This is a genomic window from Azorhizophilus paspali (genome assembly GCF_043587585.2).
Lineage (GTDB): Bacteria > Pseudomonadota > Gammaproteobacteria > Pseudomonadales > Pseudomonadaceae > Azotobacter > Azotobacter paspali.
This window is the reverse complement of sequence record NZ_CP171449.1, coordinates 4492855-4518797: the sequence shown is the minus strand read 5'-3', so window position 1 is coordinate 4518797 and position 25943 is coordinate 4492855. Positions and strand designations below refer to the sequence as shown.

At 67.3% G+C, this 25943-nt stretch carries 26 protein-coding genes; 13 read left to right on the top strand and 13 right to left on the bottom strand.

Annotated features, from left to right (window positions below; translation table 11 throughout):
• The first annotated feature begins 216 nt into the window (after positions 1-216).
• Positions 217-624 (top strand): SMI1/KNR4 family protein, encoded by a 408-nt coding sequence (locus ACGI6K_RS21860; RefSeq protein WP_376947286.1) that lies wholly within the window; start codon positions 217-219, stop codon positions 622-624.
• A gap of 16 nt (positions 625-640) precedes the next feature.
• Here ACGI6K_RS21860 and ACGI6K_RS21855 read toward each other — a convergent pair whose 3' ends face one another.
• On the bottom strand, positions 641-1870 hold the full coding sequence (locus tag ACGI6K_RS21855; RefSeq protein WP_376947288.1) for a nucleoside recognition domain-containing protein: 1230 nt from the start codon (positions 1868-1870) through the stop codon (positions 641-643).
• A gap of 106 nt (positions 1871-1976) precedes the next feature.
• On the opposite strand from ACGI6K_RS21855, the gene wrbA reads away from it, so the two are divergent.
• Together wrbA and ACGI6K_RS21845 are read left to right on the top strand one after the other, a co-directional pair.
• Positions 1977-2573, top strand: coding sequence for an NAD(P)H:quinone oxidoreductase (wrbA, locus tag ACGI6K_RS21850; RefSeq protein WP_376947290.1), 597 nt, complete (start codon positions 1977-1979; stop codon positions 2571-2573).
• Between the two features lie 260 nt (positions 2574-2833).
• Positions 2834-4423: a diguanylate cyclase gene (locus ACGI6K_RS21845; RefSeq protein ID WP_376947292.1), complete on the top strand. Its 1590-nt coding sequence runs from the start codon at positions 2834-2836 to the stop codon at positions 4421-4423.
• A 92-nt stretch (positions 4424-4515) separates the two neighbouring features.
• Here the strand turns inward: ACGI6K_RS21845 and ACGI6K_RS21840 are convergent, their stop codons facing one another.
• A complete protein-coding gene (locus ACGI6K_RS21840; RefSeq protein WP_376947294.1) occupies positions 4516-4830 on the bottom strand; it encodes a c-type cytochrome in 315 nt (104 codons plus the stop codon).
• Positions 4831-5079: 249 nt separating this feature from the next.
• Between ACGI6K_RS21840 and ACGI6K_RS21835 the strand changes: the two genes are divergently transcribed.
• On the top strand, positions 5080-5514 hold the full coding sequence (locus ACGI6K_RS21835) for a hypothetical protein (RefSeq protein ID WP_376947296.1): 435 nt from the start codon (positions 5080-5082) through the stop codon (positions 5512-5514).
• A 437-nt stretch (positions 5515-5951) separates the two neighbouring features.
• Positions 5952-6656, top strand: a complete 705-nt coding sequence (locus ACGI6K_RS21830) for a penicillin-binding protein activator LpoB (protein WP_376947298.1) — start codon at positions 5952-5954, stop codon at positions 6654-6656.
• Between the two features lie 92 nt (positions 6657-6748).
• Here the strand turns inward: ACGI6K_RS21830 and ACGI6K_RS21825 are convergent, their stop codons facing one another.
• Entirely contained in the window at positions 6749-7495 is a 747-nt protein-coding gene (locus ACGI6K_RS21825) for an alpha/beta hydrolase family protein (RefSeq protein WP_376947300.1), read from the bottom strand.
• On the bottom strand, positions 7482-8609 hold the full coding sequence (locus ACGI6K_RS21820) for a DUF3182 family protein (RefSeq protein WP_376947302.1): 1128 nt from the start codon (positions 8607-8609) through the stop codon (positions 7482-7484). Before ACGI6K_RS21820 ends, ACGI6K_RS21825 begins: the two co-directional genes overlap by 14 nt.
• A gap of 200 nt (positions 8610-8809) precedes the next feature.
• Between ACGI6K_RS21820 and ACGI6K_RS21815 the strand changes: the two genes are divergently transcribed.
• Entirely contained in the window at positions 8810-9283 is a 474-nt protein-coding gene (locus ACGI6K_RS21815) for a hemerythrin domain-containing protein (RefSeq protein WP_376947304.1), read from the top strand.
• Positions 9284-9376: 93 nt separating this feature from the next.
• On the opposite strand, the gene ACGI6K_RS21810 is transcribed toward ACGI6K_RS21815, so the two are convergent.
• Positions 9377-9601, bottom strand: coding sequence for a hypothetical protein (locus tag ACGI6K_RS21810; protein WP_376947306.1), 225 nt, complete (start codon positions 9599-9601; stop codon positions 9377-9379).
• A 141-nt stretch (positions 9602-9742) separates the two neighbouring features.
• Between ACGI6K_RS21810 and ACGI6K_RS21805 the strand changes: the two genes are divergently transcribed.
• Positions 9743-10240 carry an MgtC/SapB family protein gene (locus ACGI6K_RS21805; RefSeq protein ID WP_376947308.1) on the top strand — a complete coding sequence of 166 codons (498 nt, stop codon included), beginning with the start codon at positions 9743-9745 and terminating at the stop codon, positions 10238-10240.
• A gap of 94 nt (positions 10241-10334) precedes the next feature.
• On the opposite strand, the gene ACGI6K_RS21800 is transcribed toward ACGI6K_RS21805, so the two are convergent.
• Positions 10335-11306 carry a copper resistance protein B gene (locus tag ACGI6K_RS21800; RefSeq protein WP_376947310.1) on the bottom strand — a complete coding sequence of 324 codons (972 nt, stop codon included), beginning with the start codon at positions 11304-11306 and terminating at the stop codon, positions 10335-10337.
• Entirely contained in the window at positions 11303-13141 is a 1839-nt protein-coding gene (locus tag ACGI6K_RS21795; protein ID WP_376947312.1) for a copper resistance system multicopper oxidase, read from the bottom strand. The genes ACGI6K_RS21800 and ACGI6K_RS21795 overlap by 4 nt, the downstream gene beginning before the upstream one ends.
• 214 nt (positions 13142-13355) lie before the next feature.
• Here ACGI6K_RS21795 and ACGI6K_RS21790 point away from each other — a divergent pair, with 214 nt between their 5' ends.
• Entirely contained in the window at positions 13356-13688 is a 333-nt protein-coding gene (locus tag ACGI6K_RS21790) for a DUF883 family protein (protein WP_376947314.1), read from the top strand.
• A gap of 6 nt (positions 13689-13694) precedes the next feature.
• On the opposite strand, the gene aroE is transcribed toward ACGI6K_RS21790, so the two are convergent.
• Positions 13695-14507 carry a shikimate dehydrogenase gene (aroE, locus tag ACGI6K_RS21785; protein ID WP_376947316.1) on the bottom strand — a complete coding sequence of 271 codons (813 nt, stop codon included), beginning with the start codon at positions 14505-14507 and terminating at the stop codon, positions 13695-13697.
• 76 nt (positions 14508-14583) lie between these two features.
• Positions 14584-15501: an oxygen-dependent coproporphyrinogen oxidase gene (gene hemF / locus ACGI6K_RS21780; RefSeq protein ID WP_376947317.1), complete on the bottom strand. Its 918-nt coding sequence runs from the start codon at positions 15499-15501 to the stop codon at positions 14584-14586.
• 175 nt (positions 15502-15676) lie between these two features.
• Here hemF and ACGI6K_RS21775 point away from each other — a divergent pair, with 175 nt between their 5' ends.
• Complete coding sequence (locus ACGI6K_RS21775; RefSeq protein WP_376947319.1) at positions 15677-16654, top strand: quinone oxidoreductase family protein; 978 nt, start codon at positions 15677-15679, stop codon at positions 16652-16654.
• Positions 16655-16948: 294 nt separating this feature from the next.
• On the opposite strand, the gene ACGI6K_RS21770 is transcribed toward ACGI6K_RS21775, so the two are convergent.
• The 3 genes from ACGI6K_RS21770 to ACGI6K_RS21760 all read right to left on the bottom strand — a co-directional run bounded on the left by ACGI6K_RS21770 (position 16949) and on the right by ACGI6K_RS21760 (position 19757).
• Positions 16949-17506, bottom strand: a complete 558-nt coding sequence (locus ACGI6K_RS21770; RefSeq protein ID WP_376947321.1) for an L-threonylcarbamoyladenylate synthase — start codon at positions 17504-17506, stop codon at positions 16949-16951.
• 60 nt (positions 17507-17566) lie between these two features.
• Positions 17567-18667 (bottom strand): DNA-processing protein DprA, encoded by a 1101-nt coding sequence (dprA, locus tag ACGI6K_RS21765; protein WP_376947323.1) that lies wholly within the window; start codon positions 18665-18667, stop codon positions 17567-17569.
• Between the two features lie 64 nt (positions 18668-18731).
• Positions 18732-19757, bottom strand: coding sequence for a LysM peptidoglycan-binding domain-containing protein (locus ACGI6K_RS21760; RefSeq protein ID WP_376947324.1), 1026 nt, complete (start codon positions 19755-19757; stop codon positions 18732-18734).
• Between the two features lie 151 nt (positions 19758-19908).
• On the opposite strand from ACGI6K_RS21760, the gene def reads away from it, so the two are divergent.
• The 4 genes from def to trkA are packed head-to-tail and all read left to right on the top strand — an operon-like array spanning position 19909 to position 24131.
• A complete protein-coding gene (def, locus tag ACGI6K_RS21755) occupies positions 19909-20415 on the top strand; it encodes a peptide deformylase (protein WP_376947325.1) in 507 nt (168 codons plus the stop codon).
• 56 nt (positions 20416-20471) lie between these two features.
• The gene (fmt, locus tag ACGI6K_RS21750) at positions 20472-21416 is read left to right on the top strand and encodes a methionyl-tRNA formyltransferase (protein ID WP_376947326.1); all 945 of its coding nucleotides are present in this window, start codon (positions 20472-20474) and stop codon (positions 21414-21416) included.
• Between the two features lie 2 nt (positions 21417-21418).
• Positions 21419-22744: a 16S rRNA (cytosine(967)-C(5))-methyltransferase RsmB gene (rsmB, locus tag ACGI6K_RS21745; RefSeq protein ID WP_376947487.1), complete on the top strand. Its 1326-nt coding sequence runs from the start codon at positions 21419-21421 to the stop codon at positions 22742-22744.
• Positions 22745-22757: 13 nt separating this feature from the next.
• The gene (gene trkA / locus ACGI6K_RS21740) at positions 22758-24131 is read left to right on the top strand and encodes a Trk system potassium transporter TrkA (protein WP_376947328.1); all 1374 of its coding nucleotides are present in this window, start codon (positions 22758-22760) and stop codon (positions 24129-24131) included.
• A gap of 40 nt (positions 24132-24171) precedes the next feature.
• Here trkA and ACGI6K_RS21735 read toward each other — a convergent pair whose 3' ends face one another.
• Positions 24172-25887, bottom strand: coding sequence for a bifunctional metallophosphatase/5'-nucleotidase (locus ACGI6K_RS21735; protein ID WP_376947330.1), 1716 nt, complete (start codon positions 25885-25887; stop codon positions 24172-24174).
• Between the last annotated feature and the right edge of the window lie 56 nt (positions 25888-25943).

Here is a 25943-nt window from a genome sequence, read left to right as displayed (position 1 = left end):
CTCGCATGGTGACGGACCGGAACGACTGCGAAAAACCACGGCCCTTCAATGGACTTGGCGGTTTTGGAGCAGGTTTGCGCCGAGGGGACGAGTGGCCTGGGGCAGAATGGCCGGAGCCGGACTATCCATAGAGGACGTGCAGCACCGGCGCGATTCTGCTGGTCCGGGCGCCGGGGTATAAAGCACCCATCATCATTGCCTGAGGACGAACGAACCGTGGAAGACGTGATCGATCAATTACACGAGCTGAACGAGCCCGTGCCGGTACCACTGGAACTGCCCGACGAAGACCTGCTGGTAGAAATCGAGGAGCAGCTTCTGATCAACCTGCCCTTCGAGCTGCGCGAATTCCTGCTTAAGGTCAGCGACGTGGTCTATGGCAGCCTTGAGCCGGTGACCGTAAGCGATCCCCAGTCGCACACCTACCTGCCGGAAGTCGCCGCGGTCGCCTGGGACCAGGGCATGCCGCGCGACCTGGTGCCGCTATGCCAAGTCGGCGACGATTATTATGCAGTGGATATCGAAGGCCAGGTGCTGCTGTGGAGCGGCGACAGCGGCGAGCTGAGCGACGAGAGCTGGGACTCGGTATGGCAGTGGGCCAAGGATGTCTGGCTGGCGAGCTGAGGCGCGCCGCGTCGCCTCAGCCGAAGAACCAGTAACACACTCCGATCGACGCCAGCACGCCGCAGAAGTCCGCCAGCAGGGCACAGCCGACCGCATGACGGGCACGCTGAATGCCGACCGCGCCGAAGTACACGGCGAGTACGTAGAAGGTGGTCTCGGTGCTGCCCTGCACGGTGGCGGCGACCAGCGCGGGGAAGCTGTCCACCCCGTGGGTCTGCATGGTCTCGATCAGCATGGCGCGCGCCGCGCTGCCCGAGAAAGGCTTGACCAGCGCGGTGGGCAGGGCATCGATGAAACGCGCGTCCCAGCCGGCCGTCCCGGCCAGCCAGCGCAAACCTTCCAGCACGTAGTCGAGCGCTCCGGAAGCGCGTAGCACGCCCACCGCGCAAAGCATAGCGATCAGATAGGGCAACAGGTTCTTCGCCACCTCGAAACCCTCCTTGGCGCCCTCGACGAAGTGCTCGTAGACCGCTACCTTGCGCAGCGCGCCCAGCGCCAGGAACAACAGGATCAGGCTGAACAGCACCAGGTTGCCGAGCAGCGAGGAGAGCGCCGCCAGCGCAGTCGCCGAGAGCCCGGCGAGCAGCGCCATGAAACCGCCGAGCAGCAGCGCGCCGGGCAGCAGGTAGGCGAGCACCACGGGGTCCCACAGCCGCAGCCGCTGCATGAGGGCCACGGCGAGCAGGCCGGCCAGGCTCGAAGCGCTGGTCGCCAGCAGGATCGGCAGGAACACCAGGGTCGGGTCGTCGGCGCCCTGCTGGGCGCGGTACATGAAGATCGACACCGGCAGCAGGGTCAGCGAAGAGGCGTTGAGCACCAGGAACAGGATCTGCGCGTTGCTCGCCGTGGTGCTGCTCGGATTGATCTCCTGCAGCGCCTTCATCGCCTTGAGGCCGATCGGCGTGGCGGCGTTGTCCAGGCCCAGGCCATTGGCGGCGAAGTTGAGGGTGATCAGCCCCAGCGCCGGATGCCCAGGCGGCACCTCCGGCATCAGCCGGCCGAACAGCGGGCCGAGCAGCCGCGCCAGAAGCTCCACCAGCCCGGCCTGCTCGGCGATGCGCAGAAAGCCCAGCCAGAGCGTGAGGGTGCCGAACAGCAGGATCATCACCTCCACCGCCAGCTTGGCCATGGTGAACAGGCTGTCGACCATGGCGGCGAACACCGCGGGCTCACCGTCCAGCAACCAACGGCCGAAGGCGGTCAGCGCGGCGGTCAGGAAAAAACCCAGCCAGAGGCCGTTGAGCATCTTGATCTCCTGCAAACATGGCCGTGCATCATAGCGACTCGAGCACAGCGCTGTCTGGGCACTGCTATACCTGTCTGATCCGAACGACAGCCAGGGAGATCACTCCATGAAGAAGATCCTCGTTCTCTACTATTCGATGTACGGCCACATCGAGCGCATGGCCGAAGCGGTGGCCGAAGGCGCGCGCAGCGTGCCGGGCGTGGAGGTGACCCTCAAGCGGGTGCCCGAGACCATGCCCGAGGAAGTGGCGCGTAAGGCCGGCGCCAAGCTGGATCAGGCGGCTTTGCCGGCAGAGCCGAAGGAGTTGGCCGACTACGACGCCATCCTGTTCGGTACGCCGACCCGCTTCGGCAACATGGCCGGGCAGATGCGCAACTTCCTCGACCAGACCGGCGGCCTGTGGGTCAGCGGCGCCCTGGTCGGCAAATTCGCCAGCGTGTTCACCAGCACCGGCACCGGCGGCGGTTCGGAAACCACCATCACCTCGTTCTGGCACACCCTGGCGCATCACGGCATGGTGATCGTCGGCCTGCCCTATGTGCTGCCGGAACTCTCCGACATCAGCGAACCGCGCGGCGGCTCGCCCTACGGCGCGGCGACCATCGCCGGAGCGGACGGCTCGCGCTGGCCGAGCGAGAAGGAATTGATCCTGGCCAGTTTCCAGGGCGCCCACGTAGCGCGCTTGGTGGTACGCATGCAATAGGGCGACACTGGCGGGGCTGGATTTCCGACCACTGGCACGCGGCGCGACGGGAGGCTTTTCCAGGGGGACTTTTTGCCATCACAATTCGCCCGATAGCAAACGACGTCTGGTGTCGTTCCGGCCGTCCGGCGCCTTTATGAGCGGACCCCGTGGTGCGACGGGCGGCATCCTGCGCATTCTCATGGATCGAGGGTAGACACCCGTCCGCCACTGGCACTCGACAAGGGAATTTGCCAGTGGTCACTTTACCCAGAGACCCTATGTATCGCCTCGATCTGCGCCGACTGATCCTGCTGCTGACAATCGCCGCCACCCTGCTGACCCTCCTCAACAGCTTCCACGCCAGCTACCGGACCCTGTACCGCCAACTGATCGCCCAGACGCTGGAGGCCAACCGCGCCTACGCCGCCAAGCTGGCCCACAGCACCGACAATTTTCTCAAGGCGGCCCAGCAGCAGCTCGCCTACAGCGCCACCCTGCTGCCGGAGCTGTTCGACCGGCCGGAACAGCTCGACGCCGAAGTCGCACGCCTGAAGGGACAGACCGGCACCTTCAACGGCGTCTTTATCGTGCGCACCGATGGCCGGGTGTTGGCTACCGCGCCGAACAGCCTGGGACTGGCCGGCAGCGTGCTGAAGACCCAGGAGATGCTGGCGGCCCTGAGAGCACGCCAACCGAGGATCAGCGCCCCCTATGCCGGTGTTCGCGGGTATTTGCTGGTCTTCCTCTCGCAACCGATCTCCACCCGGGACGGCCGCTACCTGGGTTATGTCGGCGGTGCCATCCACCTGGGGAAACACGACGGCAGCCTGCAGGCGCTACTCGGTAACCACTACTATCAGGATGGTTCGCAACTGTACGTGGTGGACGCCAACCGGCACTTGCTCCACCACCAGGACCCGTCCCAGATCGGCGAAATCGTCAACGGCAATCCGGCGGTCGAAGCCGTGCTGCGCGGCGAGGAGGGCAGCCGGCAACTGCTCGACTCGCAGCGGACTGACATGCTCGCCGGCTACGCCCCGGTCGCCAGCACCGGCTGGGGCGTGGTCGCCCAGCGCCCCAGCACGGCCACGCTGGCCGCGCTGGACGACCTGATGCTGGAGATTCTGTTCGATGTGTTGCTTTTCTTCGTTCCGCTGCTGGTGGCTATCTGGTGGCTGTCGAAGCTGATCGCCCGCCCGCTACAGCAATTGGCCATTACCGCCAGGCATTGGGAGTTCTCCAGCGCCCAGGAACAGATCCGCCACGTGCACTCCTGGTACTTCGAGGCCGAACAGCTCAAGCTCGCCATGCTGAACGGGCTGGCGTTGCTGCACGGCAAGCTCGGCCGGCTCAACCAGGAAAACATCACCGACCCCCTAACCGGGCTGGTCAACCGGCGCGGCCAGCAGTTCGCCCTGAAGCGCTGGCAGGAGCAGCAGCAGCCGTTCGCGGTGATCGCCCTGGACATCGACCATTTCAAGCAAGTCAACGATAACCATGGTCACGACGTGGGCGACCAGGTGTTGCAGCACGTGAGTCATCTGATGGACAGCGTCTCGCGCAGCAGCGACCTGGTCTGCCGGAGCGGCGGCGAGGAATTCGTCCTGCTGCTGCCGGAAACCAGCCTGGAAGCGGCCACGCAGGTCGCCGAACGACTACGCGGCTTGATCAGCCATACACAGGCGCCCACCGGCGCCTTCGTCACCATCTCCGCCGGCGTCGCCCACTGGCCGGGTAGCGCCAGTTCGGTGCCGACGGTGCTCAAGCTGGCCGACGAAGCGCTGTACCGGGCCAAGCGGAACGGCCGCAACCGGGTCGTCGTGACCGGACAGCAGGAAATCGGCAGCGAGGATGCGCCGCTGGACTGAGCGGCTGTGAAAAAACTCCTGCCTACCGAGACCGGCGCGGGGCAGCAACGCAAGGGGGAAGGGACGCCGGCCCGCCCGGCGTCCGGGGAGGCTTACTTATGGGTCAGGACCCACTCGGCGAGGGTCTTGGCTTCCGCCTCGGAAACCGGGTTCGGCGGCATCGGGATCTGTCCCCAGTTGCCCGAACCGCCAGCCTTGATCTTGGCGGCGAGCGTGTCGGCGATACCGGCCTGGCCGGCGTACCTGGCAGCGACCTCCTTGAAGGAGGGGCCGACCAGCTTGCTGTCGATGGCATGACAAACCGTGCAGCCCTTGGTCTTGTACAACTCCTCGCCGGTCTCGGCCAGGGCGGACTGCAGGACCAGCACAGCGCTGCAGGCGAGCAATGGAATCAGCATCTTCTTCATGTTTTGACTTCCTCAAGGCTAAAAAGCTGGGTAACGCACATCCGGTTTGAATCCAGCAAGAACATACTAGGCGCTCCCTCGTTCACGTTAAGACCGGGGGGGAGGGCAAATCAATTCTCCCGCATCGCTCTGGCATGGAGCCGTACGGGCACCGCCGGTCCTTTCGAGACGAACTCTAGCCGGAAAACGCCAGTCCCACCCGAACAGGGCTGCATTCGCGCCGAGATCCCACGCAGCCAGGAGCCTCCCATGAAGCGCCTACTCCGCATCGGTTCTTTTCTCTTCGCCGGCTTGTCCAGCCCGCCGCTGTTCGCCGAGGCCTGTCATGTCACGGAACAACTGGCGGTGGCCGGAACTGCGGCCGACGTCATGGAATCCTGCTTCGAACATCGCGGCATGCCGGCCGGCTCGCTCGACTGGGCCTGCAGTACGGACAAGAGCCCCGTGGCCGGCGTGCACAAGGAAAAGCGTGCGAACTGCCCGAGCGGCTATCTCGGCAAATGCACCGCGGTCCTGACCCAGGAGGCCCTGGCCAACGAGGAGGCCGGCGGCCAGTACGGCCATGGCTCCTGGCCGGACCCGCTGCCGGGGGATGCGCGGATCGTCACCTACTACTACCAGGTGCAGGACCCGAAACAGACCCGTCTCGACTGCGAGAACGACGGAGGGACGTGGTCGCGGTAGCGGTTGCCGGACGGGCGTTGCATGCGGAATCGAACGGCGCCGGTGCCTATCCCGCCGCCGGATAGACCACGCCGATGGCCGACCCGCCGGGGGGTCGGCAAAAGCGCGAAGCCATCGGGAACGGCCAGCGGGTCGTAGCGCTCTTCGAAGCCCAAAATGGTAAAGATGATAAATATACGTATTTGATAGGAATTTTTATTTTAAGATTCCGGCCCTGCGGGCACGCCACTGGCGTCCCTGTCCGCCGGGTATGTCTTGCTGCGCCAAGGCGCGATCGCGGACCCATCCTTCCCAATGGAACACCGGCATGAACTGGCTCGAATCCCGTCTTGCGATGCGCGGAGCGCTATAGCGTCCGCCCATCGCAAGACGATCCCGCCGGACCCGGTTCCGGACAGGGTTTCGACGTCGGCTCCTGCCGTTCAGGAGATCATTCAGTGAACAAAACCCAGCTTCTGGCCTGCACCTGCGTGTCGGCAATCCTGCTGACGGCCTGCTCGTCCCATAACGGCTCCGGTGGGGATCGCCAGGCCGAACTCGATGCCGCCATCGCCACGGCATCCTCCGGTTCCGGCGCCGCCGTCGCCTCCACATCCAGCGGCGATGGGCCATCCCCCGAGCATCTGGCATTTTTGGAGAACGGCTTCCTGGACCAGGATGTCGCCGCCATCGCCGTACGCATGAGCGACGATATTCCCAATTCGCCCCGTCTGAGCAGGCCGGGAACCACGCAGAACCAGATTCTGGTCGACCAGCAATACATCGACGTGCAGGAGGGAGCCACGCTCAACAAGAGCGCTTTCGCCCTGCGCCTGCTGAGCGAACTCCGCAAGTCCCGTGCCGGGGACATAACCTATGTCGACAAGCGCGAGGCCAGTACGTCGAGCAGCCTGAGCAATTCAAGCAGCAAAAGTAGCAGCAGCAAAAGTGGTAGTGGCAGCGGCCGCCGTTCCGGTGGGCAGGGAGGGACGGCTTACCGCCTGGAATGCACGGTCACCGTGCTCGCCCCCACGAAGGAACAGCCCAGCGTGCAGCGCTATGCGTTCCAAGTCATCGACACGCACACTAATTCGCCGATCTGGATGGGCGATTTCGACATCGACGCGCCGCAGAAATCGGCCGGTGCCGCCCAGGCCAAGTGATGCGCCCCGCGGCATCCGATTTTCGCCGCCCGCCTCCGGCGGCGGCGCAGGCGGACATCCGTCATCGGCCTTGATTCCGGGGCCGGCCGTCGTCAGATGCTGCCGACCCTGGACTTGATCACCATCTCGGTCACCCAACGCACCAGGATCGAGGTATAGGCCTGCTGGCAGATGTCCTCGCTGAGGGCGTGGTCGGCGCCGTCGATGATCCGGTGGGTCAGCGAATGGGCGCGGACGAAAGCGCCGCGGTAATTCATGATCGTGGTGTGCGGAATCAGGTGGTCGTGCTCCGACTCGACAATCAGCACGTCACCGCGAAACGCCGCGCAGGCCGCCAGCGCGCGGTTGTCGGCGGCGGTCAGCGGCGAGTGCCGATACAGTTGCAGATCCTGGCGGTCCAAGTCGCGCTTGGGGCGGTTCCATTCGGTATCCCGGTACAGCGCCGGCACGCGCAGGCCGAGCCATTTCACCGGACGCAGGGAGGTGAGGATCGCCGCCAAGTAGCCGCCGTAGCTGCTGCCGACCACCGCGATGGCATCGCGGTCGATGGCCGGATGCCGGGCCAGCAGATCGTAGGCGGCGACCAGATCGCGCAGGTTGTCTTCCCGGGTGACGCCCTCCTGCCGCGCCAGGGTGTCGCCGTGACCGCGCATGTCGAAGGTCAGGCAGACGCAGCCGAGGCCGGCGATGCCGCGCGCGCGCTTGAGGTCGCGCTCCTGGCTACCGCCCCAGCCGTGCACGAACAGCAAGCCCGGCATCTGGGTGTCCGGGGTGAGGAAGGTGCCGGCGAGCCATTCGTCCTCCACCGGCAATTCAATGCTTTCGCTACGGGTTGCCATTGTCCGTCGTCACCACGCATTTGGTCAGATAACCGAGTTCCGGGTCCTCGCCGCGGAACAGTATGCTGGCCCCGGCGGGCGCGACCTTGTCTGCGCCGAACAGCTCCAGGGATGAGGTCCGCACGCTCCGCGCGCCGGCGCGGAAGGCCTCCAGCGCGGCGATTTCCGCGCTGCTGGCGCCGCCGATGCGCCAGGATTGCTCGAGCACTCCGCAACGGGTGTGTCCCCGGCTGTCCAGGCCACGGGCGATGTCGTAATTGCGCCGCGAGGCGAAGAAGCCGGCGAAGCTGCGCAGGGCGGCGGCGTCGTAGATCCGCGCCTGTTGCACGGCCAGACGCAGCGGGTCGTCTAGTTCGAGGGCGAGCAGTTCCGCGAAATCGCCGGCCACCACCAGCAGGTCCGAGCCGCCATAGACTTCCTCGCCCCGGTTGTCGCAGGTCAGCCGCTGAGTCCCGCAGTAGGTCGCCAACAGATCGCCAACCTGCGCCTGGCCGACGCTATAGGTCGATACCTGTTCCAGATGCTCTTCCAGCACCAGACCGAAATGGCTCAGCTCGGTTTCGTCCAGTGCCGCCAGTTGCCGCTCCAGTTCGGCCGGATCGGCGACCAGACGCTGTCCGCGACCGCCGGTTGCCAGTACCGGTTTGATCCGCAACGGCCCCTCGGCCAGCAGCCGGCGACCCGCTTCGCCGGCCTCTTTCCGGTTGAACGCGGTGAAACCGCGCAGCACCGCGTCCGCCACTCGCCGGACGAAGCCGGGCGACCAGCCGGGCGGGGCCTGGGCGCCGCTGTGCAGCAGCCCGTGGGTAATGGCCTTGGTCGCCATGAAGGGCCTCGGTACCACCCCGCCGAAAAGATCCGCAGCGCTGCGCATGCCCAAGCGGCTGGCGTTGCGCCGACCGATCACCGTGCCGGTGGGTACGAAGTACAAGCCTCCCGGATAGCGGGTGTCCGGGTCGTATTCGCCGCCGAAGTCCAGCCCCTGCAAGCGTGCTAGCCGGTGCCCCAGGTGGAAGTGCACGGCCCGCTCGTGCAGGGCCTCGCGGTCACGGTTGCTGTAGATCACTACGGTACCGGGGCCATTTCGCCCCTCCTGTTGCGCTGCTGTCTTCATCGCTGCTCTCCCGCGTGCTGCCCAGTGCCGGAACGACCGAGACGCCGATGCCCGTACCGGTATGGACTGCTATCGGGCCAGGAACATTCCCTCGCCATGGGCCGAACGCCATAAGGACGAACGGCAGTACACAAACATCGAACCCATCGACTGGGCAAGGAGTCACCTTAAGAGGTGGCACCACTCCGAGGAGGACGACGATGAATGCTATCGAACTGCTGAAGCACGATCACGAGACGCTCAAGCAAGTCTTCGAGCGCCTGGACAAAACCACCGAGCGAGGCGTTAAGACGCGCGGGGAACTGATGCGCCACCTGCACGAGGAATTGACGATCCATACCCGGCTCGAAGAGGAGATCTTCTATCCCGCTTTCAAGGCGGCGAGCAGCAAGGAAGGCGACATCCTGTTCCACGAGGCGACCGAGGAACACCGGGCGGTGGAGGCGCTGATCCTGCCGGACCTGGAGAAGACCGAACCGTCCAGCGTGGAATTCGCCGGCCGGGCGAAGGTGTTGAAGGATATGGTCGAGCACCATATCGAAGAGGAAGAAGAGGACATGCTGCCTAAGGCCGGCGAACTGCTGGGAGAGGATCGCCTCGAGGAACTGGGTACGCAGATGGAGACCCGCAGGAAGGAACTCAGGAAGCAACTGGCCGAGGGACACGCCACCTGATCCGAGCGGCCTGCGCCGCCGCCGGCGGGCAGGCCACTCGCATGCCTTTCATCCCGTGCGAATGGCCGGCCCCGCCTGGCGCCGGCCAGCCGCTCACGGCTGCTGATAGTGCCCCGGCGTGCTGCCCGGCGCCTTGGGATGGAGGACCTTGGTCACCTGTACGTCGGTGATGTCCGCCGGCTTCTCCGCAGTATGCAGGGTAGCGATGTGAAAACGCGCCTGGTCGATGGAAAGGGTTTCCGCCTCCGACTCGACTTCGGTCGACTGCGGCTGGTTGTGGAGAATGTAGCTGACGAGGAAGAGGTGTTTTTGGGTCATGGGGCATTCCTCCATGTTGAACGAACACGGAATTTGGACTCCCCGTACCACGACGATGGTTCCCACTGTCCGATCTGCGTCATGCGAGGCCTGCTTTACTGAGAGCGTTTTCCGGACATCCTGATCTGCCGGAGGGAGAGTGTGACTGCATGGGAGCTGTTCGTAACGATCCTGACCCAGGAGTTTTCCGACCTTTCCGAACCGGAACGGACCATTCGGGTAGGCCTGCGCCTGTTGCTGGCGGCCGTGCTCGGCGGCCTGCTGGGCTTCGAACGCGAGCACCACGGCCATGCCGCCGGTGTGCGCACGCACATGCTGGTGGCCCTGGGCGCCGCGCTGCTCGTGCTGGTCCCGGAGCAAGAGGGCGCCCAGGACGACGCCCTGAGCCGGGTGATCCAGGGCATCGTGGCCGGCGTGGGCTTTCTCTGCGCCGGCACCATCCTGAAGAGTTGCGACCTGTCGCAGGTGAAGGGCCTGACCACCTCGGCCGGCATCTGGCTCACCACCGCCATCGGCGTGGCGGTCGGCCTCGGCCACCAAGCCACGGCGGTGCTCGGCACTCTGCTGGGTCTGCTGATCCTCAACGTCGTGTCCTGGCTGATCAACCGGCTGGAAAAGCAGCACGGCGGCGAGGCTTAGAACCCGCTCGCGATCCGCGCATCGGCCACGCGGCGTCGCAATCGATTTTGCCTTGCCCGGCGCCGGCCGGCGAGATCGTGAACGGGCTCCGGCTTCAGAACCAGAGGCGGATACCGGCGACGAAGCGGGCCTCTTCCTCGTCCTCGCCCGCCTCGCGAGCCAGATCCTCGCTGTTGCCGTACAGGCGCCCCCAGGTGACCCCGACGTAAGGTGCGAACTGGCGGGTGAACTCGTAGCGCAGGCGCAGGCCGGCCTCGATCTCGCCCAGCCCGGAACCGGTTCCGCGCTCGCGATCGTTGCGCCCGTAGAGATTGGCTTCCACCGTCGGCTGGAGAATCAGCCGGTTGGTCAGCAGGATGTCGTAGTCGGCCTCCAGGCGCAGGGAAGTCTGGCGCCCCTCGCCGTAGTAGGCGGTGATTTTTGTCTCCAGGCTGTAGAAGGGCATGCCCTGGATGCCGATGGCGGCCCAGGTTTGCGCCGAGCCGGGTTTGAAGTCCTGGCGCAGGCCGCCGACCAGTTCCCACCAGGGGCCGATGGCGTGCCCCCAGAGCGCTTGGAACTCGGCCCGTTCGGTGTGCCCGTTACCGCGCTCGCCTTCCGAGCGCAGCCACAGCCGGTCGATATCGCCACCGATCCAGCCGGTGGCGTCCCAAACCAAGGCGCTGCCGTCGTCGGCATCCTGGTATTCGAGCTTGTCGAACAGCAACAGGCTGTTGACGGAACGGCCGTGCGGGGCATGGACGTTCAGCGTGGGGAAGGCGGCGGCGCGGTCGGCGTCGGTGAGGACCGGGATGTTCGGCGGCAGGGCCTGGCCAGCCGTAGCCGGGGAATGCGCCATACCCTCGTGCGCGCCGCGGTCCCGTTCCGCTTCGCCATGGTCATGAGCATGGTGCATGTCGCCGTGATCCATGGCGTCGTGTTCCACGGGCTCGTCCACCGCCGGGTAGCGAGCGTGGCCGGCGTGTCGGTCGGCGGCCAGTGCGCTCGGAGAGGCGGCCAGCGCGGCGGCGAGAGCGATGGCGCGCGACGCGCGCCCCGGCAGCAGACATAGCGGCGCGGCCATCATTCCTCCACCCGCACTTCGCGGAACATGCCCGTCTCCATGTGGAACATCAGGTGGCAGTGAAAGGCCCAGCGGCCCAGGGCATCGGCGGTGACGCGGTAGCTGCGCCGCGATCCGGGCGGCATGTCGAGGGTGTGCTTGCGCACCAGGAAATTGCCCTGCTCGTCTTCCAAGTCGCTCCACATGCCGTGCAGGTGGATGGGGTGGGTCATCATGGTGTCGTTGACCAGCACGATGCGCAGCCGCTCGCCGTACTTCAGGCGCAGCGGCTCGGCATCAGCGAAGGGAATGCCGTCGAACGACCAGGAAAACCGCTCCATGTGCCCGGTCAGGTGCAGTTCGAGAGTACGGCTCGGCTCGCGGCCGTCCGGATCGGCGAAGGCGCTGCGCAGATCGGCATAGGTCAGTACCCGGCGACCGTTATCGCGCAGACCGATACCGGGGTCGCCGAGCTTGGCGGTGGGCGCCATGGTCCGCATGTCGACCAGCGGGTTGCCGGTTTCCGAGACCGGGTGCGCCTGCATGCCCGGAGCGGCGCGCTCCGTGCCGGCATGCTCCATGGCGCCGTGGACCATGCCGGCCATGCCATCGTGATTCATCTCCATGGGGTCCATGCCGGCCATTTCGCCATGGCTCGTGGCGTCGTGATCCATGTCGGCCCCGTCGTGGCTGGCATGCGCCGCGCTCCCGCGGCCGCCGTGCGCCGCATGCTCCATGCCGCCATGGCCCATGTCGGCCATGCTCAGGATCGGACGCGGATCGGGCTCGGGTACTGGCGCCTGCAGCCCCTCGCGCAGCGCCAGGGTTCCGCGAGCGTAGCCGCTGCGATCGAGGGACTGGGCGAACAGGGTGTAGGCCTCGGCATCGCGCGGCTCGACGATCACGTCGTAGGTCTCGGCCACGGCGATGCGCAGCTCGTCGACGCTCACCGGCTCGACGTATTGGCCGTCGGCGGCGACCACGGTCATCCGCAGGCCGGGGATACGCACGTCGAAGTAGGTCATCGCCGCGGCGTTGATCAGCCGCAGGCGGACCCGCTCGCCGGGACAAAACAGGCCGGTCCAGTTGCCGGCGGGCGAGTGGCCGTTGAGCAGGTAGGTGTAAGTGTGGCCGCTGACGTCGGCCAGGTCGGTGGGTGTCATGTTCATCGCTGCCCAGGCCCTGCGCTCGGCGACGGTCGCCGCCCAGCCGTGCTCGCCGACATCGCCGATGAGGTCGCCAAGGGTGCGCTTGTGAAAGTTGTAGTAGCCCGACTGTTTCTTGAGCTTCTTCAGCACCCGCGCCGGATTCTCGTCGGTCCAGTCGCTGAGCATCACCACGTAGTCGCGCTCGTAGCGGAAGGGTTCGGGTTCGCGCGGATCGATGACCAGCGCGCCGTAGACGCCGGTCTGCTCCTGGAATCCAGAATGGCCGTGGTACCAGTAGGTGCCGCTCTGCTTCACCTTGAAGCGGTATTGGTACAGGCCGCCCGGTGCGATGCCGTCGAAGCTCAGGCCCGGCACGCCGTCCATGTTGGCCGGCAGGAGGATGCCGTGCCAGTGGAGGGAGGTGTCCTCGTCCAGGCGGTTGCGCACCCGCAAGGTAACGCTGTCGCCCTCGCGCCAGCGCAGGGTGGGGCCGGGCAGGGAGCCGTTGATGACGGTGGCGATGCGTGGCTTGCCGGTGATGTTCACCGGGGCTTCGCCGATGGAAAGATCGAATTCGCTGCCGGAAAGCAGCGCAGGCCGGGCCGGACCGCCCAGTGCCCAGACCGGCGGGCGCCAGAGGCCGGAGCCGGCGAGGACGCCGCCGGCGGCGAGCCCCTTGACGAAGGTCCGCCGCGAGGTTTTGCAATGCATGCCGTTCATGTCCAGTCAATCGGAAACACGAGCCGCACGAGGCGGCGTTCGGGAAAGGAAACTGCCATATCCAGCGCGGACGGGTGATTACAATCGCGTAAGGTGAAACGGGCGCGCGGTCGAGATGCCCGGCGCACTGGACTATGCTTGCTCGACGGCGCGGCATGCCGGAGCCTGCCGCGGCGCATCCATGACCACCGGACTGGAGCTACCCATGTCGCTGTTCAAGACCCCCCGCACGTCCCTGGCCGAGGAACGCCTCGAGAAGGAGATTCACGATCTGCTCCATGCCCTGGAGCATCTCAAAAGCAGCGCTTCGCGCGATACCCGGAACAACTACGAGCGGCTCCGGGATCGCGCCGAGGGGCTGTTGCAGCATTCCCGCCATCGATATCACGACACCGGCCACGACCTGGCCCGACACTGCCGGAAGATCAGCGAGTGCGCCTACGACTGCGTCCGTAGCCATCCCTGGAGCAGCCTGGCGGTGGGCGTGGGCGCCGTCGCGCTGCTCGGCATGCTGTTCGCCCGCGGCCGGGACCGCTGAGCGCCGTCAGAGCGCCCGGCGCAGCTCGGCCAGCACGCTCGCGGTCTCCGGCCGGACGCCGCGCCACAACTGGAAGGATTCGGCGGCCTGCTCGACCAGCATGCCCAGCCCGTCGCGGGTTCGCGCCGCGCCCTGCTGCTGGGCCCAGTGGCAGAAGGGCGTGGCCTCGCGGCCGTACATCATGTCGTAGCAGAAGCCGCGGCCCGGCTGGATCAACCCAGTGGGCAGCGGCGGCAATTCGCCGGCCAGGCTCGCCGAAGTGCCGTTGACGATCAGGTCGAACGGTCCCTGCAGCGCGGCGAAGCTGCAGGCGCTCAGCGGGCCGAGTTCGGCGAACTTGTCGACCAGTTGCTTGGCCTTGTCTTCGCTGCGATTGGCGACCACCAGCGCCGCCGGACGCTCCGCCAGCAGCGGTTCGAGCACCCCGCGCACCGCGCCGCCGGCGCCAAGCAGCAGGATGCGCAGTCCGGCCAGACCCAGGCCAGCTTGCCCGAGGTCGCGCACCAGCCCGGCACCGTCGGTGTTGTCGCCGAGCAGCGTACCGTCCTCGCGTTTCATCAGGGTGTTCACCGCGCCGGCGCGTCGGGCGCGAGGGGTGAGTTCGTCGGCCAGGCGGAAAGCGTCCTCCTTGAAGGGCACCGTGACGTTGACGCCCCTGCCGTCGACGAAGAAGGCGCGGGCCGCTCCGGCGAAGCCATCCAGTGGCGCGAGCAGGGGCTCATAGCTGAGCGCCTGGCCGGTCTGCCCGGCGAACAGGCGGTGGATCTGCGGCGACTTGCTGTGGCCGATGGGATTGCCGAACACGGCGTAGCGGTCCATGAGAATCCTCGGAAGTTGTCGTAAGGCGGAAAACCCGCACAGCGGTTTTCCACCTTATAGGCCCTGCGAATGGGTGTCAGGACCGACCGGCCAGCCAGTCGCGGTCGGTGAAGAAATACTCGGTCAGGCGCGCCTCGGGCGTGCCCGGCTCGGGCTTCCAGGCGTAGCCCCAGCGCACCTCGGCCGGCAGCGACATGAGGATCGACTCGGTGCGCCCGCCGGACTGCAGGCCGAACAGGGTGCCACGGTCGTAGACCAGGTTGAACTCCACGTAGCGGCCGCGGCGATAGGCCTGGAACTCGCGCTCGCGCTCGCCGTAGGGAACACCCTTGCGCTTTTGCACGATCGGCAGGTAGGCCTGGATGTAGGCGTCGCCGACGGCGCGCAGGAAGGCGAAGCTGGTATCGAAATCCCATTCGTTGAGATCGTCGAAGAACAGTCCGCCGATGCCGCGCGGCTCGTTGCGGTGCTTGAGGTAGAAGTAGCGGTCGCACCAGGCCTTGAAGCGCGGGTAGACGTCGGCGCCGAAGGGCGCGCAAGCGTCGCGGGCGACCTGGTGCCAGAACACGCAGTCTTCCTCGAAAGCGTAATAGGGGGTCAGGTCGAAGCCGCCGCCGAACCACCAGACTGGCGCCTCGCCCGCCTTCTCGGCGACGAACAGCCGCACGTTGGCATGGGAGGTCGGCACGTAGGGGTTGCGCGGGTGGATCACCAGAGACACGCCGAGCGCCTGGAAGCCGCGCCCGGCCAGTTCCGGACGGTGTGCGCTGGCCGACGGCGGCAGGCCGGCGCCGTGCACATGGGAAAAGTTGACGCCGCCCTTCTCGATCAGCGCGCCGTTTTCCAGCACCCGAGTACGGCCGCCGCCGCCGCCTTCGCGCAGCCAGGTGTCCTCGCGAAAACGCGCGCCGCCGTCCTCGGTTTCGAGAGCGGTACAGATACGGTCTTGCAGGTCGAGCAGATAGGCCTTCACGGCCTCGATTCGATCGTTCACGGCATTTCCCATGTTGAAAACGGCACTGACGGCCCTGGCGGCCTGGACGAACGGCTAGCATAACATCGTGCAATCCTTTGCCGAAGTTGACGGGACGGATTGCCTAGCGCCCGAATAGCCGCCTCCATCGCGTCCCACGGTACTGTCGGGCAAAGCCTTCGAAGGAGCAGAACAGATGTCCAAGCGTATCCAGATCAGCCGCCACGGCGGTACCGAAGTCCTCGAATGGGTCGATCACACAGCGCCGCAGCCCGGTCCGCACGAGGTCAGAGTGCGCAACCGGGCGATCGGCCTGAACTTCATCGACACCTACTACCGCAGCGGCCTCTACGCCCCGCCGCGACTGCCGTCCGGCCTCGGCCTGGAGGGCGCCGGGGAGGTCGAAGCGGTGGGCAACGCGGTCGAGCGTTTCAAGGTCGGTGACCGGGTGGCCTACGCCGGCGGCCCGCTGGGCGCCTATGCCGAGCTGCACGTGCTGCCGGCGGACAAGCTGGTCGGGCTGCCCGATTCGATCAGTTTCGAGCAGGCCGCGGCGGCGATGCTCAAGGGCCTCACCGTGCAGTACCTGTTGCGTCAGATCGGCCGATTCCAGGGTGGCGAAACCATCCTCTTCCATGCCGCGGCCGGCGGCGTCGGCAGCATCGCCTGCCAGTGGGCCAAGGCGCTCGGGGTCAAGCTGATCGGTACCGTCGGCTCGCCGGAGAAGGCCGAACGGGCCAGGGCCCTCGGCGCCTGGGCGACCATCGACTACAGCCGCGAGAACGTAGCTTCGCGGGTGCTGGAACTGACCGACGGGCGCAAGTGCCCGGTGGTCTACGACTCGGTCGGCAAGGACACCTGGGAAACCTCGTTGGACTGCGTCGCCCCGCGCGGCCTGCTGGTCAGCTTCGGCAACGCCTCCGGGCCGGTGACCGGAATCGACCTCGGGGTGCTGGCGCAGAAGGGCTCGCTGTTCGTCACCCGCCCGACCCTGGCCGGCTACGCCGATACGCCGGAACGTCTGCAGGCGATGGCCGACGAGTTGTTCGCGATGCTCGCCGACGGCCGGGTCCGCGTCGAGATCGGCCAGCGCTTCCCGCTCGCCGAGGCCGCCCGCGCCCAGGAGGCCCTGACCTCGCGCCGGACCACCGGCTCGACCATCCTGCTGCCCTAGGGCCTGTTGACACTACTCCGCGCGGCCGCGACGGAGCCTGTTTTTGCGCGGGGTTAGGCGCGAGGAGAGAAGTGTGGTCATTTCCACATGAACGACGAGCGACGACGCACCGCGCAAAAACAGGCCCGTCCCTACGGGTGGGCCGCCCAGGCTGCGCGGCAAATGGCGCCATGCGTCGTTGCGGGACTTGGCAAGGGAATACCATTCCCTGCGTCCCGCGCCTCGCCGATCGCGGCCCGGCCTGGCGCCATTTGGCGTAGCAACTCGGCTCGCGGAGAGTAGTGTTAACAGGTTCTAGGCCGGGCGGATTACCTGGCCGCTGGCCAGATCGCGGATCAGGCTCGGGTTGCGCCGCCCGCCCAGGGCGCCGCCGAGCACGGCGTCCAGGCGGCGCGGGAAGTACTGTTCGACGCGCAATCGCGAGCGCGCGGCGGGGCGGCCGGCGGGATTGGCCGAGGTGGATACCAAGGGGCCGCTGAGAAGGCACAGCGCGCGCACCAGCGGATGGTCGCTAACGCGCAGGGCGACGCTCGCGTGGCGGCCGGTGATCCATGCCGGCAGGCGGCCCCGGTGCGGCACCAGCCAGGTGTTCGGCCCCGGCCAGGTCCCGGCCAGCCGCTCGCGCCAGGCCGGCGGCAGGTCGTCGAGCAGGAAGCCGAATTGGTCGATGTCGGCGGCGACCAGGATCAGGCCCTTGTCCTGCGGCCGCCGCTTGAGCGCCAGCAGGCGGCGCACCGCAGCCTCGTTCCACGGATCGCAGCCCAGGCCCCAGACCGCCTCGGTCGGATAGGCGATCACCCCGCCCCGGCGCACCGCCCGCGCCACCTGTCGCACCCGCCAATCACCCAGCATCGCCCGCCTCCGGAAAAATTCGGCGCAGTGTACCTAAGGCGTCGGCGGCGGCGCAGCCCGTCAGCCGGCGCATCCCTGCCAGCGTCCGCCTTCGCTGGCCACCTTGCCGTCCAGCTCCAGTTCGGTGAGTGCCGCCAGTACCTGGGCGAGCGGCCAGCCGCTGGCCAAGGCCAGCTCCTCGCTGGTCTGCGGCGCGGCATGCAGCAGCGCTAGCAGCGGATGCCGCTCGTCGAGCATAGCCGGACCGGCCCGCGAACCGGGCGGCGGCGCCAGGTTCTGCCAGCCGCGCAGCGCTTCGAGGATGTGCTCGATGCTTTCCACCAGAATGGCGCCGTCGCGAATCAGCCGATGGCAGCCGCGGGCGCCGGGATGGTGGATGGAGTTGGGAATCGCATAGACCTCGCGCCCCTGCTCGGCGGCCAGCCGGGCGGTGATCAGCGAGCCGCTGGAAGGGCCGGCCTCGACCACCAGGACGCCGAGGGACAGGCCGCTGACAATGCGGTTGCGGCGCGGGAAGTTGCCCGCCTGGGGCGGACAGTCCAGCGGCAGTTCGGATAGCAGCGCGCCGCCACCTTCGAGGATCTCCGCCGCCAGGGTTTCGTGGCGCGTCGGATAGAGGCGCTGCAGGCCCGTACCGAGCACCGCCACCGTCCGTCCGCCGGCATCCAGCGCGCCCCGGTGGGCGGCGCCATCGATGCCCAGGGCCAATCCGCTGGTGACGACGAAACCGGCGCCGGCGAGCTGCCGGGCGAAGGCGCGGGCAGTATCGAGTCCGGGCTTCGAGGCACGCCGGCTGCCGACCATGGCCAGTTGCGGCCGTTCCAGAATGGCCGCATCGCCTTCGACGAAAAGCAGCGGCGGAGCGTCGTCCAATTCGGCGAGCAGGGCCGGATAGTCGGGCTCGCCGAGTGGCAGCAGGTGCCGCCGCGGCTTCTCCAGCCAGGCCAGCGCCTGCGCCGCTTGCTGGCGAACCTGCGCGCTGCGCCGCGCCTCCGCGCAAGCGGCCGGCAGCCCCAACGCGCGCCAAGCGGCGGCCGGTGCACTGAGCGCTGCCGAGGCGCTGGCGAAGGCCTCGAGCAGACGGCGATGGCGGCGCGGCCCGAAGCCAGGCAGGGCGTGCAGGCGCAGGCGCGCCTCCAGTTCGGCGGGAGAAAGGGGCATGGAGCGATCGTCCTTGATCCATGGAAGCGAAGGCGGCTCCCCCGACGGAGGGAAAACGCAAAGGTTACGGGTTGCGCACCCTGTCCATCACCGCCAGTTGGCGGCTGGCACCGAGGATCAGGCCGTAGCTGAGCCGCGCGTAGGTGCGGAACACCATCAGCAGGCCGGAACGCTCGTCGGGAATCTTCACCGGCTCGCCGCCGATGCGGTCGCGCACGGTTTCGCCGGTCTTGTACACCGCCAGCACGTCGCCCTCGGCCAGCCCGTCCCGACTGCCCTTGTTCAGGGTGACCACGGCAAAATTGCCGACCTGGGTCACGCCACGCGGCACGTCGAGGATCACCCCGTCGACCGGGACGTTCGGCTCCCTGGGCATGAAAGTGGAATCGACGGCCCGTTCCTCGCTGGTGAGCAGGCGGTCGCCGACGCGCACTTCTTGAGTCGAGCGGCTGAGCAGCAGGGTGGCGAGACCGCCTTCCTCGGCGATCAGTTCGCCGGTGCCGATGTCGTCGGCGTTGATGCCGAGCACTTCCTTGGTCTCCGGATCGACGTAAGCCTTGCCCTGGCGAAAGATACCGTAGGCCGCCTCGCCGGCGGAAAAGTCGCCGCGCGCGTAGACCCGGTCGCCGGCGCCGCTGATCACCCGCTCGGCATTGCCGGCGACCACGTAGGGCGCATTTTGCAACTGCGCGGCGTCGTCGACGATGCGGTTGCCGAGCAGGAAACTGTCGATCTTCTCCAGCGCGATAGTCGGGATGGCCTGCACCATGGGCGTGCGACGGACCCGCGGCGACAGCCTGACGGTGCCGCGGCTGGCGCCGCGATCGAGCGCCAGGCGCGGCCGACCGTCGATGTAGACCAGCCTCAGCACGTCGCCCGGGTAGATCAGGCGCGGATTCTCGAGCAGCGGGTCGACATGCCAGAGCTGCGGCCACTGCCAAGGCGCATGGAGGAACTTGCCGGAGATGTCCCACAGGGTATCGCCCTGGACAACCCTGTAGCTCTGCGGATGACCCGCGCGAAGCTGCACTTCGGCCGGCGCCGGAGCGCTGCAGGCCGCTAGCAGCAGGGCGAGTAGTGATTTCCTCATGCGCTGAATCCATTTATGATGTGCCTTCGCATGAAACGTCGCGCGCCGCCAAATTTCTCTCCGGATCGCGGCGTAAAGCCGTTTTTTCAATGCTGCCCAGCATCTTAGCAGCAGCCGTTTCGACCAATTCCCAAACGCATCACAAACGCATATGGCGATACTGACCATCCTCGAATTTCCCGATCCGCGTCTGCGCACCATCGCCAAGTCCATCGAAACGGTGGACGACGGCATTCGCCGGTTGATCGACGACATGTTCGAGACCATGTACGCCGCGCCCGGCATCGGCCTGGCGGCGACCCAGGTGAACGTGCACAAGCGCCTGGTGGTGATGGACCTGTCCGAGGACAAGAACGAGCCGCGGGTATTCATCAACCCGGAGTTCGAAGCGCTCACCGAGGAGCTGGAGCCCTACCAGGAGGGCTGCCTGTCGGTCCCCGGCTTCTACGAGAACGTCGACCGCCCGCAGAAGGTCCGCATCCGCGCCTTGGACCGCGACGGACAGCCCTTCGAACTGGTCGCCGAGGGCCTGCTGGCGGTGTGCATCCAGCACGAATGCGATCATCTGAACGGCAAGCTGTTCGTTGACTATCTGTCGGCGCTCAAACGCGACCGCATCCGCAAGAAGCTGGAGAAACAGCATCGCCAGCACGGCTGAAGCCATCCCCGCGAAGGCTTGCCGTGGCAAGCCTTTTCTTTCCTGAGCGAGAAACCATGACCCAGCCCCTGCGCCTCGTCTTCGCCGGCACTCCCGAATTCGCCGCCGAGCACCTCCAGGCCTTGCTGACCGCCGGCCAGCGGCCCATCGCCGTCTATACCCAGCCGGACCGTCCCGCCGGACGCGGACAGAAGCCGATGGCCAGCCCGGTGAAACAGCTCGCCCTGCAGCACGGCATTCCCGTCCTGCAACCGCCGACCCTGCGCGACGCCACCGCCCAGGCGGAGCTGGCGGTGCTCGAACCCGACCTGCTGCTGGTGGTCGCCTACGGGCTGATCCTGCCGCAGGCGGTGCTGGACATCCCGCGTCTCGGCTGCGTCAACAGCCATGCCTCGCTGCTGCCGCGCTGGCGCGGCGCGGCGCCGATCCAACGGGCGATCGAGGCCGGCGACGGCGAATCCGGGGTCACCGTGATGCGCATGGAGGCCGGCCTGGACACCGGGCCGATGCTGCTCAAGGTCGCCACGCCGATCCGCCCCGACGACACCGGCGGCAGCCTGCACGACCGCCTGGCCGGGTTGGGCGCGCAGGCCCTGGTCGAGGCCGTCGGCGCCCTGGCGGCCGGCGGACTCGCCGGCGAGAGGCAGGACGACGCCCTGGCCACCTACGCGCACAAGCTGAACAAGGACGAGGCGCGGCTCGACTGGAGCCGCCCGGCGGATGAGCTGGAACGGCGGATCCGCGCCTTCGATCCCTGGCCGGTCTGCCACAGCAGCCTGGACGGCGCGCCGCTGAAAATCTTCGCCGCCAGCCTGGAGCCGAACGAAGGCGCGCCGGGAACCATCCTCGCTGCCAGCCGCGACGGGCTGACGGTGGCCTGCGGCAGCGGCGCCCTGCGCCTGACCCGCCTGCAATTGCCGGGCGGCAGGCCGCTGGCTTTCGCCGAGCTGTACAACAGCCGCCGCGAGCAGTTCGCCGTCGGCCAGGTGCTGGGTACATGAGCCTGAATCCGCGCCTGGCCGCCACCCGTGCCCTGACCGCCGTGCTCGCCGGCAAGGCCTCGCTCGCCGCCCTGCCGACGCAACTGGAGCAGGTCGCGCCGCGCGACCGCGCCCTGGCCCAGGAGCTGGCGTTCGGCGCCGCCCGCTGGCAGCCGCGCCTGGCGATGCTCGCCGAAAGGCTGCTGCGCAAGCCGTTCAAGGCCGCCGACCGGGACATCGAGGCGATGCTGCTGATCGGCCTCTACCAGTTGCTGCATACCCGCATTCCCGCCCACGCGGCGATCGGTGAGACCGTGGCCTGCGCCGATGCCTTGAAGAAGCCTTGGGCCAAGGCCCTACTGAACGCCGTGCTGCGCCGCGTACAGCGCGAGGTCGAGGCGCTGCTCGCCGAGCTGGCGAACGATCCGGTGGCGCGCACCGCCCATCCGCGCTGGTTGCAGCAGGCCTTGGCGCAGCACTGGCCGGAACACTGGGAAGCCATCTGCGCGGCCGACAACGAGCACCCACCGCTGACCCTGCGGGTCAACCGCCGGCTGACCGCGCGCGACACTTATCTCGCTACCCTGAAGGCCGCCGGCATCGCGGCCAGTGCCTGCCGCTTCAGCCGCGACGGCATCCTGCTCGACGAACCGTGCGACGTGCGCAGCCTGCCGAACTTCGCCGAAGGCCTGGTCAGCGTGCAAGACGAAGCGGCCCAACTGGCCGCCTACCTGCTCGAACCGATGCCCGGTCAGCGCGTGTTGGACGCCTGCTGCGCGCCCGGCGGCAAGACCTGCCACCTGCTGGAGAGCGAGCCGCGGCTGGCCGAACTGGTCGCCATCGACACGGAGGAGAAGCGTCTGGCGCGGGTCCGCGAGAACCTCGACCGGCTGAATCTGGCGGCTCGGCTGATCGCCGCCGATGCGCGAGCCACCGAGGCTTGGTGGGATGGCCGGCGCTTCCAGCGCATCCTGCTCGATGCGCCCTGTTCCGCCACCGGGGTGATCCGCCGCCATCCGGACATCAAGCTGACCCGCCAGGCCAGCGACATCCCCGCCCTCGCCCGCCTGCAGGGCGAGCTGCTGGACGCCCTGTGGCCGACCCTAGAGGTCGGCGGCATCCTGCTCTATGCCACCTGTTCGATCCTGCCGGCGGAAAACAGCGACACCATCGCCGCCTTTCTCGCCCGCACCCCCGGCGCCCGCGAACTGGACGTCGCCTCCGGCTTCGTCGGCGCCAAGCCGGGCCTGGCACAGCGCCACGGCCGCCAGCTCCTGCCGCAGCCCCACGGCCACGACGGTTTCTACTATGCCAAGCTGATCAAGATCGCCGCCGGTCCACGCGGCTGAGGAAAGTAGTCCGATGAAGATCATCATTCTCGGCGCCGGCCAGGTCGGCGGTACCCTGGCCGAGCACCTGGCCAGCGAGGCCAACGACATCACCGTGGTCGACACCGATACCGAGCGCCTGCGCGATCTCGGCGACCGTCTGGACATCCGCACCATCGCCGGCAAGGGGTCCTTCCCGACCGTGCTGCGCCAGGCCGGCGCCGACGACGCCGACATGCTGGTGGCGGTGACCAATAGCGACGAAACCAACATGGTCGCCTGCCAGGTCGCCTACACCCTGTTCCACACCCCGACGCGGATCGCCCGGGTGCGCGAATCGGCCTACCTGAGCCGCGCCGGGCTATTTAGCAACGAGGCGATTCCGGTGGACGTGCTGATCAGCCCGGAGCAAGTGGTGACCAACCACATCAAGCGGCTGATCGAATACCCCGGCGCTCTGCAGGTGATCGACTTCGCCGACGGCAAGGCTCAACTGGTGGCGGTGCGCGCCTACTACGGCGGCCCGCTGGTCGGCCAACAACTCAGGCAGATCCGCGAGCACATGCCGACCGTGGATGCCCGCGTGGCGGCGATCTTCCGTCGCAACCGGGCGATCCTGCCCAAGGGCGACACGGTGATCGAGGCCGACGACGAGGTGTTCTTCATCGCCGCCAAGACCCATATCCGCGCGGTGATAAGCGAGCTGCGCCGACTTGAGATCAGCAACAAGCGCATCGTCATCGCCGGCGGAGGGCACATCGGCGAACGCCTGGCCGAAGCCATCGAGAGCCGCTACCAGGTGAAGATCATCGAGTCCAATCCGACGCGCTGCCGCTACCTCTCGGACACCCTGGACAGCAGCATCGTGCTGCAGGGCAACGCTTCGGACAAGGATCTACTCGTCGAGGAGAACATCAACGAGGCCGACATCTTCCTTGCCCTGACCAACGACGACGAGGCCAACATCATGTCCTCGCTGCTGGCCAAGCGACTCGGCGCGCGCAAGGTGATGAGCATCATCAACAACCCGGCCTACGTCGATCTGGTGCAGGGCGGCGAGATCGACATCGCTATCAGTCCACAACTGGCCACCATCGGCACCCTGCTGACCCATGTGCGCCGCGGCGACATCGTCAGCGTGCACTCGCTGCGCCGCGGCGCGGCGGAAGCCATCGAGGCCATCGCCCATGGCGACGCCAAGTCGAGCAAGGTGGTCGGGCGCATGATCGGCGAGATCGAACTCCCGCCGGGAACCACCATCGGCGCGGTGATCCGTGCCGAGCAGGTACTGATCGCCCACAACGACACCTTGATCGAGACCGGCGACCACGTGATCCTGTTCCTGGTCGACAAGAAGCATATCCGCGACGTGGAGCGGCTATTCCAGGTGGGACTGGCCTTCTTCTAAAAGCTCTTGCCGAAGGAAGGACGTTCGTCCGCCGGCCGGTTCACTCTTCCGGCCGACCGTCTTCGAGGCGCCGGATGCGCCCGGCCGCCAGACTGTGGCCGGCCGGCGAGCCGGCGCGGTCCCTGGCCTGCAGATAGTCGATCAGCGCCTCCAGATCGTTCAGCCCCGTATCCAGGCGCTCGGTTGCCTCGGCCAGCACGCTCAGCTTGTCGCCGCCGCCGGCCATGAAGGAATTCACCGTGATCCGGTAGAGGTCGCCGTCCCGTACCGGCCGGCCATCGATCCTCAGGCTGTCGGCGACGATATGCCGCCCGCCGGGCCGTCCAGGGTCCCAGCTGTAGCTGAACGAGGCCGATGGCTGCAGCGGCCTGAAACCGTCCTGCTGCCATTGCTGCTCCAGCAGTTCGCGCAGTTGCGCACCCCTGAGGGTGACTATTGTCAGGCTGTTGTTGAACGGCTGCGTGCTGGCCACCTGGCCGTAGCTGACCTCCGCTTGGCCGGGCTCCAGCACCAGGCCAGCACGGATTCCCCCCGGATTAGTCAACGCCACCTGGGCGCCCAAATGCGCGGTGGCCGCCAGTTGAGCATCGGCGATCAAGTTGCCCATCGGCGATTCGCCCGCATCGTCGTACGCCTGTGGGACTTCGCGCACCGCCAGGCGCGCCAGGGGACGGCCGAGCACCGCCTGGCTGCGTCGTTCCACGGCCTGCTGCAGGGCGCCGATCTCGGCGCTAGGCGCGTAGCGGCTTGGATCGACTAGCAAGTTGCGGGCCTCGGCCTCCAGCAGCCGATGGCGGTGCGGATCGATGCGCAGGGTCAGGTGCGTGGCCAGCCGCCCGTAGGAACCGGCCTGAGTCACCAGTACCTCGCCGACCCGGCACAGGTAGCCCTGATGCGTGTGCCCACTCAGCACCACCTTGATCCTCGGGTCCAGACGCCGGACGATCTCGACGATCGGGCCGCTCAGTTGGCGACAATCCGGCTGGTCGTAGGCTTCCGGCGTGGCGCCGCCCTGGTGCACCACCGCGACTATGGTATCCACGCCCTGTGCCAGCAGGGTCGGAACTTGGGCATTGATCGCCTGCGCCTCGTCCAGGGTGCGCAAGCCCTGCATGCTTTGCCGGGAGAGTTGCGTGTCGACGTCTTCCAGCACGGCGCCGACAAAGGCGATCCGCGCTCCGCGCACCCGTTCGATGCGGTAGGCCGGGAACAGCTGCTCACCGCTCCGACGGTCCACCAAGTTGGCGGCGATATAGGTGAAACCGATGCCGGGGTGAACGCTTTCAAAGCGACAGGCCCTGTCCGGGCGCGGCGAGCGACAGCCGCCCCGGACCTGGCGCAGCAGCTCTTCGCGACCCTGGTCGAGTTCATGGTTGCCGACCACGGACAGGCGCATGTCCAGCAGATCGAGTGCCCGCAGCGACGGCTCGTCCGCCCACATAGCCGAAAGCGGTGGGCTGCCGCCGATGAGGTCGCCACCTCCGACGAACAGCAGTTCGGGGTCCCGGGCACGCATCTCCGCCAGCAAGCCGCTGAGCGCGCCGATACCGCCGGCTTTCAGGCTGAGCTGTTCGCCGGTGGCGTTCCGGTGGCTGAAGCGGGTCGGCTGGATATGGCCATGGAAATCGTTCACGGCCAGGAGGTTGACCTCTACCGGCTGCGGCCGCGGCACTTGGCTGCAACCGCCGGCCGGAACGAGTGCGACGAACAGCAGGATCAGCGGGCGGATCGACGATCGTGACATGGCGCGCTCCATCGGCGCTCGGACCGGGGCCTGCAAGGTAGCACGGTCGTATAGCTTCCTTCCGCCTG